The sequence below is a fragment of the Marivita sp. genome (genome assembly GCF_022763305.1).
Classification (GTDB): Bacteria; Pseudomonadota; Alphaproteobacteria; order Rhodobacterales; family Rhodobacteraceae; genus Marivita.
On record NZ_JALEGT010000055.1, the window covers coordinates 169,737 to 186,355 of the forward strand.

General features: G+C 63.4%; 14 protein-coding genes. 6 read left to right on the forward strand and 8 right to left on the reverse strand.

The genetic code is table 11. The annotated features are described in order from the left end of the window. Positions 1 to 40 precede the first annotated feature (40 nt). From MRY75_RS11515 to MRY75_RS11530, 4 genes are read right to left on the reverse strand one after another with little or no spacing between them, the layout of a single operon-like run. Positions 41 to 901 carry an amidohydrolase family protein gene (locus MRY75_RS11515; protein ID WP_292307909.1) on the reverse strand — a complete coding sequence of 287 codons (861 nt, stop codon included), beginning with the start codon at positions 899 to 901 and terminating at the stop codon, positions 41 to 43. Continuing rightward, positions 894 to 2,486, reverse strand: coding sequence for an ATP-dependent DNA ligase (locus tag MRY75_RS11520; RefSeq protein ID WP_292307910.1), 1,593 nt, complete (start codon positions 2,484 to 2,486; stop codon positions 894 to 896). The genes MRY75_RS11515 and MRY75_RS11520 overlap by 8 nt, the downstream gene beginning before the upstream one ends. After that, complete coding sequence (locus MRY75_RS11525; protein ID WP_292307911.1) at positions 2,483 to 3,367, reverse strand: alpha/beta hydrolase; 885 nt, start codon at positions 3,365 to 3,367, stop codon at positions 2,483 to 2,485. Before MRY75_RS11525 ends, MRY75_RS11520 begins: the two co-directional genes overlap by 4 nt. Further along, positions 3,364 to 4,386 carry a ligase-associated DNA damage response exonuclease gene (locus MRY75_RS11530; RefSeq protein WP_292307913.1) on the reverse strand — a complete coding sequence of 341 codons (1,023 nt, stop codon included), beginning with the start codon at positions 4,384 to 4,386 and terminating at the stop codon, positions 3,364 to 3,366. The genes MRY75_RS11525 and MRY75_RS11530 overlap by 4 nt, the downstream gene beginning before the upstream one ends. Positions 4,387 to 4,484: 98 nt before the next feature. Between MRY75_RS11530 and MRY75_RS11535 the strand changes: the two genes are divergently transcribed. Beyond that, on the forward strand, positions 4,485 to 5,255 hold the full coding sequence (locus MRY75_RS11535; protein WP_292307914.1) for an aldolase/citrate lyase family protein: 771 nt from the start codon (positions 4,485 to 4,487) through the stop codon (positions 5,253 to 5,255). 194 nt (positions 5,256 to 5,449) lie between these two features. Here MRY75_RS11535 and MRY75_RS11540 read toward each other — a convergent pair whose 3' ends face one another. After that, positions 5,450 to 6,388, reverse strand: a complete 939-nt coding sequence (locus tag MRY75_RS11540; RefSeq protein WP_292307915.1) for an alpha/beta hydrolase — start codon at positions 6,386 to 6,388, stop codon at positions 5,450 to 5,452. Continuing rightward, the gene (locus MRY75_RS11545) at positions 6,388 to 6,678 is read right to left on the reverse strand and encodes an SCP2 sterol-binding domain-containing protein (protein WP_292307917.1); all 291 of its coding nucleotides are present in this window, start codon (positions 6,676 to 6,678) and stop codon (positions 6,388 to 6,390) included. The genes MRY75_RS11540 and MRY75_RS11545 overlap by 1 nt, the downstream gene beginning before the upstream one ends. Before the next feature lie 90 nt (positions 6,679 to 6,768). Here MRY75_RS11545 and MRY75_RS11550 point away from each other — a divergent pair, with 90 nt between their 5' ends. From MRY75_RS11550 to MRY75_RS11570, 5 genes are all read left to right on the forward strand, one after another. Then, positions 6,769 to 7,323, forward strand: a complete 555-nt coding sequence (locus MRY75_RS11550; RefSeq protein ID WP_292307918.1) for a hypothetical protein — start codon at positions 6,769 to 6,771, stop codon at positions 7,321 to 7,323. A 39-nt stretch (positions 7,324 to 7,362) separates the two neighbouring features. Then, entirely contained in the window at positions 7,363 to 10,326 is a 2,964-nt protein-coding gene (locus tag MRY75_RS11555) for a helicase-related protein (protein WP_292307920.1), read from the forward strand. A gap of 1 nt (position 10,327) precedes the next feature. Continuing rightward, positions 10,328 to 10,711 carry an RNA-binding S4 domain-containing protein gene (locus tag MRY75_RS11560; RefSeq protein WP_292307921.1) on the forward strand — a complete coding sequence of 128 codons (384 nt, stop codon included), beginning with the start codon at positions 10,328 to 10,330 and terminating at the stop codon, positions 10,709 to 10,711. 49 nt (positions 10,712 to 10,760) lie between these two features. Then, positions 10,761 to 11,099, forward strand: a complete 339-nt coding sequence (fdxA, locus tag MRY75_RS11565; protein ID WP_292307923.1) for a ferredoxin FdxA — start codon at positions 10,761 to 10,763, stop codon at positions 11,097 to 11,099. Between the two features lie 275 nt (positions 11,100 to 11,374). Continuing rightward, positions 11,375 to 11,893: a CarD family transcriptional regulator gene (locus MRY75_RS11570; RefSeq protein ID WP_292307924.1), complete on the forward strand. Its 519-nt coding sequence runs from the start codon at positions 11,375 to 11,377 to the stop codon at positions 11,891 to 11,893. 49 nt (positions 11,894 to 11,942) lie between these two features. Here the strand turns inward: MRY75_RS11570 and MRY75_RS11575 are convergent, their stop codons facing one another. Next, on the reverse strand, positions 11,943 to 13,820 hold the full coding sequence (locus MRY75_RS11575; RefSeq protein WP_292307926.1) for a monovalent cation:proton antiporter-2 (CPA2) family protein: 1,878 nt from the start codon (positions 13,818 to 13,820) through the stop codon (positions 11,943 to 11,945). 135 nt (positions 13,821 to 13,955) lie between these two features. Then, complete coding sequence (locus tag MRY75_RS11580; protein WP_292307927.1) at positions 13,956 to 16,484, reverse strand: hypothetical protein; 2,529 nt, start codon at positions 16,482 to 16,484, stop codon at positions 13,956 to 13,958. Positions 16,485 to 16,619: the final 135 nt, after the last annotated feature.

Consider the following 16,619-nt stretch of genomic DNA (forward strand, 5'->3'; position numbering starts at 1 on the left):
TCTTCGTTGCCTTGGAACCTGTGCCGTGCGGGCGAAAGGTTCAAGGGGCAAAGCCGTAGAGCGCGGCGGGATTGTCGGTAAAGAGCTTCTGTCGGCTGATCTGATCGGGGATCGCGTCGAGCAGCGTGTTGAGCTGTTCGCCCGCGTCCGGCATCGGCACGCCGTTCAGCATCAGATGCGGCCAGTCGCTGCCCCAGAGAATGCGGTCGGGATTTGCACGGGCCAGTCTCTGGATCAGCGGCTGTGGTTCTGGCGTATGGCGGTAGGTGGCGCTGAGCTTGGTCCAGACATGACCCTCGGCCAACAGGCGTTCCAGCGCCGTTTGGCCATCGGTGATCCCAAGGGCGGGATCGGGCCAGGCGCAATGATCGAAGACGATCTGCACGGGCAGGCTGGGCACCTGCAGGGCCAGGTCTTCGAGGTGCAGATGGGAATGGGCCAGCATTTCCACATGCAGTCCATGATCCGCCAGCATCGGCGCGAGGCGCTTCATGCCGTCCCAGCTGAGCAATCCGCCATGGACATAGTTCAGACGGACCGCCTTGCAGTTCTGGTCCGCCAGCGCGCGGATGTCGGCCGCGGTCGCATCGTCGGAAATCAGGCAGACGGCGCGGAACCCGTCACCCATGCGGCGGGTCGCCTCGAGCGTGATGCTGTTATTGCCGCCATAGAGGATCGAATGCACGATGACCCCGCGTGTGCAGCCCAGCAACCCGAGATGTGAGCGGTAGCGGTCGAGCCACGTGTCCAGCGTGCCGGGCGGCGGGTTTTCCACGCGGCCGTCCCACAGAGCGAAATCGTCCCCGATGAGATGCACATGCGCGTCGCAGGCTCCGTCTGGCAGCGGCGCACTGGGCAGGGTGATTGTCAAAGGCGGTGCGGCGGCGGTGGGCTTATCCATAGGTTTCCAGAAGGTCTTTCAGGTCGTCGAGCGTGTTGGCTTCTTGCAGCGGCTTGTGCTGCCGCCAGCGGGACATGCGCGGAAAGCGCAGGGCAATGCCGGATTTGTGGCGCGGCGAGGCGTGGATGCCTTCGAACGCGATCTCGAACACGTGGTGCGGCGTGACCTGGCGAACGGGGCCAAAGCGCTGCTGGGTGTTCTTGCGCACCCAGGCGGTGATCTTGCGGAATTCTTCGTCCGTCAGGCCGGAATAGGCTTTGGTGAAGGGCACCAGATCGTTGCCGTCCCAGACCGCGAAGGTGAAATCGGTGAAGAGATTGGCGCGGCGGCCGTGGCCCTGCTGGGCGTAGATCATGACAGCGTCGACCGTGAGCGGGTCAAGCTTCCATTTCCACCAATCGCCCTTTTTGCGGCCTGCGAGGTAGGGGCTGTCCTTGCGTTTGAGCATCAGCCCCTCAGCGCGATTGTCGCGCGCGGTGGCGCGGGTTTGGGCGAGGGTCTCCCATGTGTCGAACGGCAAGGGCGGCGCGGCTTTGACGGGGGCATCTTCGGGCAAGTCCCGAAGCACCGCATCCATGCACGCGCGGCGCTCCTGCAGGGGCAGGTCGCGCAGATCCTCGCCCTCGTGTTCGAGCAGATCATAGGCGAGCAGGATCACCGGCGCGTCCTTGAGCAGCTTTTTCGGTACGGTCTTGCGGCCGATGCGTGCCTGCAACGTGTTGAAGGGGAAGGGCTGGGTGCCGTCCCACGCGACGATCTCGCCGTCCAGAACGATACCATCTGGTAAAAAATCAGTCAGACGTGCGAATTCCGGAAAGCGGTCGGTCATCAGCTCTTCTCCGCGCGACCAGACGTGGTGGGTGCCATTGCGCAGGATCACCTGTCCGCGGATGCCGTCCCATTTCCATTCCGCCTGCCAGTCCTGCGGCGCGCCCAAGGCTTCGGGGCCGTCCTCCAACTGGTAGGCGAGGTAGAACGGGTAGGGGCGGCTTTCGTCGGCCTCGGCGTCTTCGGCTTCGATGAGCGCGTGATAGCTTGTTGTCTCGGGCGTCCAGCCACCCATCAGGCGATGGGCGAGGCTGGCTTCGTCTTGCTCTGTGGCCTGCGCCAGTGCGCGGGTCATGAGTTTCTGGCTGACGCCAATGCGAAAGCCTCCGGTGATCAGTTTGTTGAAGAGGAACCGCTCGGTCGGGTCGAGTTGATCCCACGCGTCCAGAATGCGCGCCTTGCGCCCGTCGATGTCGAGAATGGCGAGGGATTTCAACTCGGTGATCCAGTGGGTCAGGGGCAGGTCGCTGATGCGGCTTGGCGGCGGCAGCGTCAGCGCGATGGTCTCTGCCAGATCGCCGACAATCGGATAGCTTTCCTCAAGCAGCCAGAGCGGGATACCGCCCACCTCGGCCGCCCATTCGCGCAGTTGGGTGGTGGTCACGGCCCGCTTGGGGCGGCGGCCCGAGAAAAGCGCGATGGTCCAGAGCTTGTCGTCGTCGCTGGCGGTGCGGAAGAAATCGGCCAAAGCCTGTGTCTTGAGGCTGGTCTTGGTGGTCTGGTCAATGGTGGTGAACAGCGCGGCGAAGTCCTTCATGCCACATGTGTCCGCAAGAATGCGCCGAGCCGGGCCACAGCGCGGTCTGCGGCGGGCGAGCGGCCGACATGCAGGTGCCACACATGGGCCATGTCCGGCCAGAGGTCGAGCGTCGCATCGTCCATGGCCGCTTCGAGACGGCGTGCGTCCTGTGCCAGCGCTTCGCTGGCGGACGCCTGAATGATCGTCGGTGGAAGGGTCGTCACATCGCCCAGAAGGGGCGAGACCGCCGGGTCGGCCGGATCGATCCTTGGCAGGAAGCAGGTCATGATGCGGCGCGGCCAATCGGGCGGGATCAGGATTTCGTCTTTGGCCGCCGCAAATCGCTGCGCCAGATCGCCCGAAAGATCAGCCACCGGTGCGATCAGCGCCAAAGCCTTGGGGCTGGGCGCCTTGGTGTCGCGGGCGTGCTGGGCCACCTGCAGCGCGAGGCAGCCGCCAGCACTGTCCCCGGCAATCGCCGCCGGGGGCATGCCCGCCTCGGTCAACCTTTCAAAGGCGGCGCAGGCATCGTCGCGGGCGGCGGGGAATGGATGTTCAGGGGCCAGCCGGTATCTCACGGCGACTGCGCGCATGCCCGACGCGCGCGCCAGATGCGCGACCAGAGCGGCATGGGTGTGCGGGCTGCCGATGGTAAATCCGCCACCATGCAGATACATCAGAAGCGGTGCATCCGGCGCGACCTCGGGCGGTGTGAACCACAGCGCGCCGGTCTTGTCCCGGTGCGGTTTGATGTCCCTTGGCAGTGCCGCGCCAAGCGGTGCGGTCAGGGCGAACAGCTGTCGCAGCAGCTTTTGGGACGACACGTATTTGAGTGTACGCCGTTCGATCGTCCGGGCCTGCCAGCGAAAGAAACGGTCGATGCGGGTCAACTCGGTCATGCGGCGTCTCCGATTGTGGGGGTCGCGTCGTCCTCATCGGTGCCGAACTCGGTTCTCAGAACCTGCGCGTTGAAGCCCACGGAGTTCAGCCATCGCACGAAGATGTCCGTATAACCATGCGTCGCATATATGTTTTCTGCTCCGGTTTCACGAATTGCCGACATCAGGCCGTCCCAGTCTGCATGGTCCGAGATCACGAAACCCCGATCCGCTGCGCGGCGGCGCCGCACGCCGCGCAACCGCATCCAGCCAGATGCAAAGGCGGTCGAGGATGGCCCGAACCGGCGGGCCCATTGCGACCCGAGCGCGGAGGGTGGCGCGATGATCAGCGCACCGGGGTGGTCCTTTGGTTTGAGGTCAGGTGTCACATGGATGGTATCAGGAAGGTCATAGCCTTGATGTCGCAGGACGTCGTTGGTGTTCTCGATGGCGCCATGGGTCAGGATGGGGCCGATCTCGGGGTCGATCATGGACAGCAGGCGCTGTGCCTTGCCCAGTGAATAGGCCCCGAGAATCGAGGCTTTGCCTTCAGCGGCGTTGCGCGCCCACCAAGCGTTCAGGTCGCTTGCGACCTTGGCTTGGTCGTCCCATTTGAAAACAGGCAGGCCAAAGGTGCATTCCGTGATGAAACTATGGCACGTAACGGGTTCAAAAGGTTCGGAAATACCGTCTGAAACAACCTTGTAGTCTCCGGACGCGACCCATATCTCGCCGGCGACTTCAACCCGGATCTGCGCAGAGCCGGGCAAGTGACCTGCCGGGTGAAACGACACCAAAGCGTCGCCAATTTTACGGGGCTCGAGGAACTTAACCGTTTCTACAGAAATATCGCCCAACCTGTGCCGCATGACCGGGGCGCACGCCTCGGTGCACAGGTACTGTCGATGGCCGGGGCGGGCGTGGTCGGCATGACCATGGGTGATCAGGGCGCGATCCACCGGGCGCCAAGGGTCGATGTAGAAATCTCCGGCGGGGCAGTAGATGCCGCGATCGGTCAGGCTGAGGACAGGACTGGACATGAGCTAGAGTATAGAGGCCACCGCGCGCACCGCCAGAGGCTTGCCAAGCGGTTCGCGCTGCGTAGGGTGAAGGCTGCCAGACCATCAGGAGTTCCTTCATGCACATCGCCGGTTTTCGCCATCGCCTGCTGTCACGCGCGCCTTCGGCGGGTACCTTTCTGAAAACCCCAGCCTTTCAATTGATCGAGGTGCTTGCCCAGTCCGAACTGGATTTCGTGTGTCTTGATGCGGAACATGCTCCCCTCGACCGGAGCGCCATCGACGCCTGCTGCGCCATGGGACGCGCGCTTGATTTTCCGGTGCTTGTGCGTGTCGGCGATGGATCGCCACGCGAGATTCTGCAGGCGATGGATTGCGGCGCGGTTGGTGTCGTTGTGCCCCATGTCGACAGCGCGGCCAAGGCGGCAGAGGTGGCGCGTGCGGCTCGGTTCGGGAAGGGCGGACGCGGGTTTGCGGGTTCGACGCGATGGGCAGGTTATGCCACCCAATCCATGCCTGACTTGTTGGCACGGTCGCAGGCGGAAACGGTGGTGATGGCTCAGATCGAAGAACCCGAAGGTGTCGAGGCGTGCGAGGCCATTGCGGCGACCGACGGGATCGACGCCCTGTTCGTGGGGCCTGCGGATTTGTCGGTTGGATACGGGCATGACACGCAGACCTCGGACGATTTGATGCAGGCCCTGGACCGGGTCGGCAAGGCGGCCAAGGCAGCGGGCAAAGCGTATGTGTCTTGGGTGGCAAACGCGCAGAAGGCAAAGGAATGGTCTGCCTACGGGATGAGCTGTTTCTTCATCTCGTCGGAACATGCCTGGATGCGGGCAGGCGCCACAGCCGAAGCGCGCGGTGTGCACGAGATCGGCTCTGACTGAGCTGACAGGTCATAAAGGTCGGCAAGGTTGGGCAAGGCAACATGCAGGGTCATGCTGCCAAGGTAAGAAAGCAGGGCATGCATCTCAGCGCTGATGTCCGACACATACGAGCTGCGGATGTCCGCCTGACGGAGCACTCAGCTTGGCAGCGGTGTCAGACAGTGCGGTACTCCCGGCGACGGAATGGAGAGCGTCTAGGCGGAAATGCCGGAAAACAGCGAAATCGCGGCACCGGTGACCTGTCGGCGGGTCGAGGAGCGTTCCATCAGGACCTCGTGTTCCGCGCCGTCAACCAGCAGGAGCTTACCGCCTTTCCAGCGGGTCATGCGGTCGCGAATGGCGGTCGGGTCTACAATGCGTTCGTTCGACCCGACAAAGCAGAGCGCCGGGATCGCCGGAGAGGGCATGGAGGCCAACGCCTTGCATTCTTGCAGCGCCGTGAGCAGCCAGGCGTATGAGGGTCCCCCAAGCCCGAATTTCGGCTCGGCCTCGACATGCTGGCGCATCACCTCGAACATGTCCGGGTCCGAGGTGAGCAGGTTGTTCTCGAAGGGTTCGGACGCGGGATAGCTCTTGATCGAGGTGCCCGGCGCGAGGCGGTGGCCCTGACCCAGCGCCATCGCGATACGCGGCAGGGTCCAGGCGAAGGGGCGCAGATATCCGGCCATCTGGATGCCCCACATCGGACCCGTGAACATGACCGACGCCATGTCGCTGCCGGACATCAGGGCACGCAGACCGATGCAGCCCCCCATGGAATGGGCGACCATGTGCCAGGGGCGAGGCAGATCCCGTTTGCGCGCAAACGCGCAAAGGGCCGCCCAGTCCTTCTGGAAGTCCGGAAAGCGCCCGACATGCCCGACCATCGGGTTCGCGCCCAGACGGTCCGACAGGCCCTGACCGCGCCAGTCGAGCGATATGGCGTCAAAGCCCGCGCGGACGAAATCCTTGGCGGTGCGGCCATATTTTTCGATGTATTCGCTGCGCCCCGGCAGAATGAAGACAGTGCCCCGGGCGTCCTGCGCGGCCGCATGACCCGCCCGAAGGCGCACGCCATCGGAGCTTTGCAGCCAGACGGCCTGCGTATCAGGCCCGCGGGCCAGGTCGTCGTGGTAGGGCGCAGCGTCCGCCATCAGGCGAGGGTGGCCGCCAGTTTCATCGCCATACCCATATCGCCGTCGATGGTCAGACGGCCGGACATGAAGGCGGAGGTCGGGTTGAGCTCACCGTCGAAGATTTCGCGATAGGTGTCGGCATCGGCATTGAACGTGACATCAGCATCGGCGGTGCCTTCGCGTGCGCCGTCGCCATCGACCACCATGCTGCCTTCGCCTTCGATGTTGAATTGCGCGGTGCCGTCGATGCCGCTGCCTGCCAGTTTCTCATTCATGGCGGCAACTGCCTGTGCCACAACATCGCTCATACGCTCGTCTCCTTGTGATCGCGTTCGGAACTGCGAGGCTGGCATTTGCCGAACCCCGCGCTACACTGACCATGAGGTATGAGGTTCATGATGCGCAAATACAAATCTGCCGTTGCGGCATTTCTCATGGGGATGGCCGTGATGCTGGGTCCGGCCCACGCCGAGGACAGTGTCGCGCGCGATCTGATGGACCAACTGGCACAGGCCGAGGATGAGCGGGCTGCTGACCGGCTCGAGCGGCAGCTTCGGCAGGAATGGTCGAAATCCGGCTCGGCGGTGATGGATTTGCTGCTGAAGCGGGGGCAGGACGCGCTCGATGTGGACGATGTGGATGCGGCGCTGGAACATTTGACGGCGCTCACGGACCATGCGCCCGAATTTGCCGAAGGCTGGCATGCCTTGGCCCTGGCCTATTACCGGGCGGACCAATTCGGTCCGGCGGCGGATGCGCTGGAACGGACGCTGGCGCTGAACCCCGTCCATTTCGGTGCGCTGCGGGGATTGGGCGCGATCTTTGAGCAGGTCGACAAACCCCACCTTGCGTATGACGCCTATTCGCGGGTACTCAGCCTGCGGCCGCATGATTCCGACGTGATCGACGCGTTGGAACGGCTGGAGCGGCGGGTGAACGGGCAGACGCTTTGATTATCTGACGCCCGAGCAAGGACGGCAAAGGACGTCAACATGGCCGGACATGCACGGGTTGCGGCCATTCTCGGCCCGACCAACACAGGCAAGACCCATTACGCCATCGACCGGATGCTGGGCTATCGGACCGGCATGATCGGCTTGCCTCTGCGTCTTCTGGCGCGCGAGGTTTATGACAAGATCGTCGCGGCCCGTGGGCCGTCGGTAGTGGCGCTGGTCACGGGTGAAGAACGCATCGTGCCGCCGCGCGCGCAATACTGGGTCTGTACGGTCGAGGCGATGCCCGAAGGCATGGGCTGCGATTTTGTCGGTGTGGACGAGATCCAGCTTTGTGCCGATCCCGAGCGTGGGCATGTCTTCACCGACCGGCTGCTGCGGATGCGCGGGTTGCACGAGACGCTGTTCATGGGCTCGGACACGATGCGCGGACCCATCGCGGCGCTTGTGCCGGGTGTGGAGTTCGTGCGCCGGGAACGGATGAGCCAACTGTCCTATACCGGATCGAAAAAGATCAGCCGCTTGCAGCCGCGGACGGCGATTGTCGGGTTCTCGGTCGAGAACGTCTATGCCATCGCGGAACTGCTGCGCCGTCAGAAGGGCGGCGCGGCCGTGGTCATGGGGGCCTTGTCGCCCCGGACGCGCAATGCGCAGGTGGATCTCTACCAGAATGGCGAGGTGGATTTCCTCGTGGCGACCGATGCCATCGGGATGGGGCTGAACCTTGACATCAACCATGTCGCGTTTTCATCGCTGACCAAGTTCGACGGGCGTCGGATGCGGCCGCTCATGCCCAATGAGTTGGCCCAGATCGCGGGCCGTGCGGGGCGGGGCATGTCGCATGGGACGTTCGGCGTGACCGGCGAGGCCGGGCCTTTGGCCGAAGAGGTGGCTGAGGCGATCTGCAACCACCGCTTCACTCCGCTTAAAAAGCTGAACTGGCGCAATGCCGATCTTCGGTTCGGCACGATCGATGCGCTGATTGCCTCGCTCGAGGAAAGCCCCAAGGATGAATTGCTGGTCAAAGCGCGTGAGGCGGATGACCTGCAGGCGCTCAAGGCGCTGAGCACCGTGGCCGAGGTGCAGGCGCGGGCGTCCGATCCGAAATCGGTGCAGCTTTTGTGGGATGTGTGCCGGATTCCCGATTTCCGGGGGATCAGCCATGCGGAACATGCGGGGCTTCTGGAAGTTATCTATGGACATCTGCACCAACGCGGAGCCATCCCCGATGATTTCCTTGGGCGGCAGGTCAACCGGATCGACCGGACAGATGGCGACATTGACACGTTGTCGAAACGATTGGCGTATATCCGCACATGGACCTATGTCGCGCAGCGGAAAGCGTGGGTGCATGACGAAAGCCATTGGCGCGAGCAGACACGCGCTGTAGAAGACCGACTGTCGGACGCGCTGCACGAGCGCCTGACCCAGAGATTTGTTGACCGGCGCACATCCGTGCTCTTGCGGCGGTTGAAACAGAAGGAGGCCCTTTTGGCCGAAGTGAATGACAAGGGTGAAGTCACCGTCGAAGGCGAATTCGTCGGCAGGCTCGAAGGGTTCCGGTTCCGCCAGGACAAGGATGCAACCGGGCAGGAAGCCAAGACGCTGAAGACCGCGTCGATGCAGGCGCTTGCCCCGCATTTCCATCTGCGGGCGGATCGGTTCTACAACGCGCCCGATACCGAGATGGATTTCACCGAGCAGGGCGGCCTCATGTGGGGCGATCAGGCGGTGGGCAAACTAACCGCCGGAGATGATCCCTTGAAGCCGCGTGTCGTCGCCTTTGTCGATGAAGAGGCGGGGGCGGATGTCGCGTCCAAGGTGCAGCGACGGTTGCAGCATTTCATCGACCGCAAGATTGCTGCGCTGTTCGAGCCTCTGATCAACCTTCAGAAAGACGAGACACTGACCGGCCTTGCACGCGGCTTTGCGTTCCGCATGGTCGAGGCGATGGGTATCCTGCCGCGCGCCGACGTTGCGGATGATGTCAAGGCGCTGGACCAGGAGGCGCGGGGGCTGCTGCGCAAGCATGGTATTCGCTTTGGTCAGTTCACCGTGTTCATGCCGCTCTTGCTCAAGCCTGCGCCTACGCGGCTGCGGCTGGTGCTCTGGAGCCTGTCGAAGAACCTCGACGAATTCCCCGAGGCACCGCCTCCGGGGCTGGTGACGGTGCCGAACACGCCGGGCACGCCCGCCGAGCATCACACCGTGTCCGGCTACCGCGCGGCAGGTGACCGCGCGATCCGTATCGACATGCTCGAACGTCTGGCCGATCTGCTTCGTGCGCAGGACAGCCGGGGCGGATTCGAAGCGAATCCCGATATGCTCTCGATCACCGGTCTGACGCTCGAACAGTTTGCCGATCTCATGGGCGGGCTGGGCTACAAGGCGGAGAAAGGCGAGCGCGAGAAAGTGCGTGCGGTCGATGCCGTGGTCCCCGAGGCGAACACCGCTGCCGCCGCAGAGCAGGACGCAGCGGTTGATGGTGCCGTTCCCGTCGAAGATACGCCTGTGATGGATGCAGGGCAGGACGCTGCGCCCGGTGCGGCAACAGCCCCTGCCGATGCGCCTGAGGCTGCCGATGTTCCTGACGCGGCCGAAGCGATGCCGGAAACCGGTGTCGCACCAGTTGCCGACGCGCCGGGCGATCCTGTTGCCGAGGTGCCCGTTCCGGTCAATTCGGAGACCGAGATCGACCCGGGTGCGGCACCCGATGCCGCGCTGGCCGGGCCGGAAATTGAGGTGTTCTACACCTTCACATGGCGGGGCAACCGGCCTGAGCGTCAGCCGCGTCGCGAAGGTGGGGCTGGCAAAGGCCGTCGCGACGGAGGCAAGCCGCAGGGCGACCGTCCGCGTGGCAAGGGCAAGCCCAAAGGCAAGGGTCAGCCACCGCGCGATGCCGGGGCAAAGACCTTCCAAGCGCGTCCGCCCAAGAAGGAAAAGCAGATTGATCCGGACAATCCCTTTGCTGCAGCCCTCATGGGGCTGAAGACGAAGGACTGAGTTGTCCGAGCCGGCGCAGAAGCTTCGGATCGACAAATGGCTTTGGCATGCGCGTTTCTTCAAGACGCGCAGCCTTGCCGCCAAGGTCGTGTCCGGGGGCAAGTTGCGGGTGAACGGTCAGCCGATTTCCAAACCGGCCTACATGGTGTCGGCGCTGGATGTGCTGACCTTTCCGCAGGCCAATGACGTGCGGGTCATCAAGGTGCTGGCCATGGGGGAACGGCGTGGGCCTGCGCCCGAGGCGCAGCAGCTTTACGAGGACCTCGATCCGCCGAAACCGCGCGAGGCGGTGATCGAACAGGTACCGCGTTTCGACGGCAAGGGACGCCCGACCAAGAAAGATCGTCGCGCCCTGCAACAAACCCGGTCAGACCTGCTTGAATGATTTTTCCGAGTGGCTTAGCTAGCTTGCGAACGATCAATGGACCGAATGCATGACCTATATTGTCAACGACGCCTGCATTGCCTGCAAATACACCGATTGTGTCGAAGTCTGCCCGGTGGACTGCTTTTACGAAGGCGAGAACATGCTGGTGATCCACCCGGACGAGTGCATTGATTGTGGCGTGTGCGAACCGGAATGCCCGGCAGATGCGATCCGCCCGGACACGGAGCCGGACATGGAGAAGTGGGTCGAGTTCAACCGCAAATATGCCGAGCTTTGGCCGGTGATCATCACCAAGAAAGACCCGCTGCCCGAGGCGGAAGAACGGGACGGCGAAAGCGGCAAGCTTGAAAAGTACTTCTCTGAAGCGCCCGGTGAAGGCGGCTGATGATTCGCCCTGTTGGCGATATCTGGCTCAGAGTCGCCATCTAACCTGTTGTATTTGCGATTAAAGGCCGACGGCCACGCGCCCCTACCGCGTGGCCCTTTTTTGTGTTATACTCTGTTTACAAAATGACACCTGTGGGACATGCGCCTCAATCGGCGCTGGTAAAAAAGCTGACATAAGCTTGTTCTGAAACACTGAATGTAACGACCGGAAGCGAAGCCTCCGTTCGATTTTTTTGTCTGTGTCACACGGGCGCACGCCAAGGAAGGTTCTGAATGACCAAATCGAAAAAATCCGAATTCCGTCCGAATGATTACGTTGTCTACCCGGCACATGGCGTTGGCCAGATCGTGTCGATCGAAGAGCAGGAGATTGCCGGCATCAAGCTCGAGCTCTTCGTGATCTCGTTCGAGAAAGACAAGATGACCCTGCGCGTGCCCACGCACAAGGCATCGGAAATCGGAATGCGGTCGCTGAGTTCGCCCGACGTGGTGAGCCAGGCGATGAAGACGCTGAAGGGCAAGGCCAAGGTCAAGCGCGCGATGTGGTCGCGCCGTGCGCAGGAGTACGAACAGAAGATCAACTCGGGTGATCTGATCGCGATTGCCGAGGTTGTGCGTGACCTGCACCGCGCGGATGACCAGCGTGAGCAAAGCTATTCCGAGCGTCAGCTTTACGAAGCCGCCCTTGAACGTCTGACCCGTGAAGTTGCGGCCACCTCGGGTGGGGACGAACTGGCTGCGGCCAAGCAGGTTGGCGACGTGCTGATGTCGCGGGCACCTGCGGCAGCCTGATTTTTTACCAAATGGTCGTAAAAGCGGTCCCGGTCGGGGCCGCTTTTTTTCATGCGGCGTCGTTGTTCGCGTTCTCGAGCGCGCTGAGCAGGGACGCCTCGAGCTCCTTTTCCAGTTCCTTCGCGCGGGCGATATAAGCCTCGTTCTGGGCGGACGGAATATTGGGATCCCACAGTTCGGCCAGTTCGCGTACGGTGTAGCGGTCGTGATGGTAGAACAGCTTTTCCGCTTCCGAGGCTTCGTAATCCGTCAGACCGATGTTTTCGAGCACGTAGCGCCCGGCGCGCAGGGAGCTGTCGAAAAGTTCGCGCACGATGTCATTCGCTCCGGCCTTGTAGAGCCGGTAGGTGTGCGTCCTGTCGCGGGAGCGGGCGACGATGTGGATGTCGGGGCGCAGACGCCGCGCATAGGTGACAAGCCGCTCGGCCGCGACGGGATCGTCCAGCGCCACCATCAGCACGCGCGCGGTGTCGATCCCGGCAGCATGCAGAAGGTCGGGGCGCAGGGGATCACCGAAAAAGCCCTGATAGCCGAAACGCCGCATCAGCTGGATGGTTTGCAGGTTGTTGTCGATCACAACCGTCTTGGCACCCACGGATTGCACGAGGCGGTTGACGATCTGACCGAAGCGGCCGATCCCCGCGATGATCACCGTGCCTTGCTGGTCGATCTCGTCATGTTGAAGGTCGCCATCCGGGTCCTTCATGCGCTTGGACAGGTATTCATAAAGGATAAAGGCCAGCGGTGTGATCAGCATCGACAGGGCGATGATCAGCAACAGCCTGTCCGCGAGATAGGCCGGCAGGATGGCCTGCTGGAGGGAGAACGAGATCAGCACGAAACCGAATTCACCGGCTTGGGCCAGACCCAGAGTGAAGAGCCACTGATCGCGTCCGCGCAGTTTGAAGATGCGGCCCAGAGCGTACAGGATCAGGCCCTTGAGCGTCATGATCCCGAGGGCGAGGCCAAGAAGGGCAACCGGTTCGGAGAAGAAGAGGCCAAAGTCGATGCCTGCCCCCACGGTGATGAAGAACAGCCCGAGCAAGAGGCCCTTGAAAGGTTCGATGTCGGATTCAAGTTCGTGCCGGAACTCGCTGTTGGCCAGAACCACGCCGGCAAGGAAGGTGCCAAGGGCAGGGGACAGGCCTACGGCGGTCATCAGGAAGGCGATGCCGATGACGATCAGAAGCGCCAGAGCGGTATACATCTCGCGCAGCCGGGCGGCATGGATGAAGCGGAACAGCGGACGCGCGCCGTAGACACCTCCGATGATGATCAGGGCGACAGCCCCCAGCGTCACCAGTGTCACGCCCCAGCCGGGCAGTCCCTCGATCAGGGACATGCTGTGATGCGCATCGTCGATCATCTCCAGCGGTGCCCGGGAAATCGAGCCATCGGGATTTAGCGAGGGGCCGGCGGGTACGGACAGAAGCGGCAGGATGATCAGCATCGGGATCACCGCAATGTCCTGTGTCAGCAGAACCGAAAAGGTCGATCTGCCGCCACTGGTCTGCATCAAGCCTTTCTCGCTCAGGGTCTGCAGCACGATGGCGGTAGAAGAAAGTGCGAAGATCATCCCGATGGCAAGAGCGGTCTGCCAGACATAGCCCAGGTAGATGGCCCCTGACATCACGGCCAGCATGGTGACAATCACCTGCAGGCCGCCCAGACCGATCAGCCGGTGGCGCATGTCCCAGAGCGCACGGGGCTCGAGTTCGAGGCCGATCAGGAAGAGCATCATCACAACGCCGAATTCCGCGAAATGCTGCAGATCCGTCGTGTCGGCCACAAGCCCGAGACCCGGACCGATGGCCACACCGGCAAGGAGATAGCCCAGCACCGACCCCAGACCGAGCCGCGCCGCAATGGGAACGGCGATCACTGCAGCCAGCAGGAACACCGACGCCAGGAAAAGAAATTCACCCATTCTGATCAGGCCTTTCGCACTCGTCCAAGCATGCCGGTTTTTGCACGCGAGAGGCAACCAATTGGATCAGAGGCTGCCGATTTTTTCGGCATCCCGGTATCCTGTGCTCAATAGGGTGGCGGGTCGGTGTGGTCTTCACCCGTCGGGCATACCCAGAACGACGTTTCGGCCGTTCTTGGAATAGCGCAATTCGCTGTCGCCGATGGCGGCGACGCGTCCGCCGTCCAGCCTGTCGCCCACCTGAACCTTCTGATACCGGCCATTGGACAGACGCACGAGGGCGCGGCGGTTGGACGGCTTGCCGTAGACACCGATCAGGTTGATCCGACGGAGGTTGATGGCGTTTGTCACGGTCGCCTGACGTGCGACGTTTGCGGTGGAGGGGATGCTGGGCTGAACCGTGCGCGGTGCCACGGCGGCAGCGGCGACCTGCGTGACCTCGGCGGGCGCGGCTTCCTGACGGGCGCGCGACCGTTCGACGATCTGGGCGAAATCACGTGGGCGGGTGACCGGAGCGACCGATTGCGCCACGGCGAATTGCGTGGCGTCGGGCTGTGACTCTTCCTCTTGCGCCTTGAGCGTTTCGGGTCGCGCGGCGGGCCGGAGGGCTGCAAGCTCGGCCAGGGTGCGTCCGCCAAGCTGTGCCCGTTCGTTGCCTTCGATCAGGCCTTCGGGACGGACACGCGGTCGGAAGCCTTCGAGCTCGGGTGCGACGACAGCGCTGCCCGCGTTCTCGTCTGGCGCGGTCGGAACCACGTCCGGTACCGTGCGCTGCGGTGGCACCACGGGGGGCAGGCCGGCAAAGATACGAACGCCGTCGGGGTTCACGGCACCTTCGGGTGTTGCGACCACAAGACCACGCTCGTCCAGAGTGAAGGTGGTTCCGGGCGGCGCCGGATTCGGCTGGGACAGATAGGTCTGATCGTTGCGCAACCGTTCAGCGCCGGGCAGGGCGACGGCATCGAATTGTTGCACCTCTCCGTCGATGGAGGCCACGTACAGATCGTCGAGCGTTGTCAGGGTCGGTGTGGTCGGAGCCTCGGGGGAGCGCTGCCAGATGCCGGTCGCGGCATAGCGCGCATCGGCTTCTTCCGGGGTCAGCGCGGCAGGCGGTGGCAGGACATCCGACAAGCCGTCGGACATGTCCAGCGGTGCGTCCATTACATCGAGCGCCGCGATCTCGACGGTTTCGTCTTCCTCGGGCGCGGCTGTGATAGAGCCATCCAGCGGCAGCAGTTCCACATCCGGCATGCGCGCGATCGACGGGGTCGCGTCTTCGCGGTCGAAGAAGCGGGACAGGCCATCGTCGAGGAACACGCTGGCCCAGGCCGCAACGGCGAGGAGGAAGATCAACAAGGCGCTGGTGAGCATGAGCCCGAGGAACCGGGGCTTGCCACCGATCTGGGGTTCGGTGCGCGCCCCGAAAACGGTCATCCGCGCGCGCTCGTCCTCGACCGGCGCAGCCGCCGCGGGAAGAGGATCAGTCTTGCGCCCGGCGCGCATGGCGGCGATCCGGGCCACGGCGGCGCGAGCGGGCTCGGGATCGTGTCTTGGGGTCGGCGGATTGGCCGAGAACTCCGGCGTTGGTGCTGTCACCGGGGGTACGGGACGCGCGGCTGCAGGATCGGCTTCGAGCGCTTTGGATTTTCGGCGGCTGAAGAAGCCAAAGCCTTTGCGTTCTACGGGTTCTTCGGTCGCATCAACCTGCAGGACCGCAGACGTCACATCGCTGTCCCGCGTGGATTTGCGCGCACCTCCCAGTTTCAACCGCGGCGCTGGGGCCGCGTCGGGCGCCGGGCTGTCGATGCGCGGGGCGGCAGGGGCACTTGTGGGGTCGGGGGCGGTGCGCGATGCGCGGATCGAGGCGAACGAGGGCGTTGCCGAAGGGTCTGCCGTGGGGGCGCTCAGGGTCGGCTGGGGCGTTGGTGCGTCAGGGACGTCAGAATCCAGCGGTGTCGAGGCCTCGGGATCATCGCCCGCTTCAACGTCCGCGGCGGCACCCGGTGCAAGCGCCTCGGCAGCGTCTTCCTCGACCTCCGCCTCGGGTGCGGATGGAGTTGGCGCAGCTTCGTCAGCTGGGTCCGATGATGGTTCAGATGCTGGCCCGACGTCGGCAGACGGGGCGATTGCCGGTGCGTCGACGATGCGGATGGCAGTGGCGTCGCGCTCGGGCGCGGTCCCGTCCCATCCGGCGGCCGGGCCGAAGAACACCTCGCCATCGAACGCACCCTCCGACGCGACCGCGACAAAGCTCACTGGATTGAAATGGTGGCTTTTGGCGAAGGTTTCGGCTTCGTCCAGCGTTTCCTTGGCCACGGCCGCGATATGGATGGTTCCATGCGACTTGGACCAGTCGAACTGCAGATCGTCGACCGCATAGGGCGTGGCCCCGTCCAGAACAGCGCGGATGTCCTGTTGCAGGACATCGCCGGTCTGGCCGGTATCCGGGATCGACAGATATTTGATCTGCTCGTTCGGGATGACGAGCTTCACCTGTCCGCCCTTGGGCGACAGGGCGTCCGCCTCGGACCGCAATTCGGCGAGGACGCCGCGCAGATCGGCGGCATCCAGGGCGACATCGCCGATGAGCGCCCAACCGTTGGACACACGGCGCAGCAGCGAGATGCCTTCGAATGAAAGAGTCAGGGCAAAGTCTGGCTTCATAAGGGTATTTTAGCAGTCCTTGGCACGGGATGGGAGTCACTTACGCGCATGTTGAACGCGATAAGGCGATCTTTCGCGCGGGGAAAAATCGGTGCTTGTCGGCAGCGCAACGGGGGTGGATGCTTGGCCTGTTAT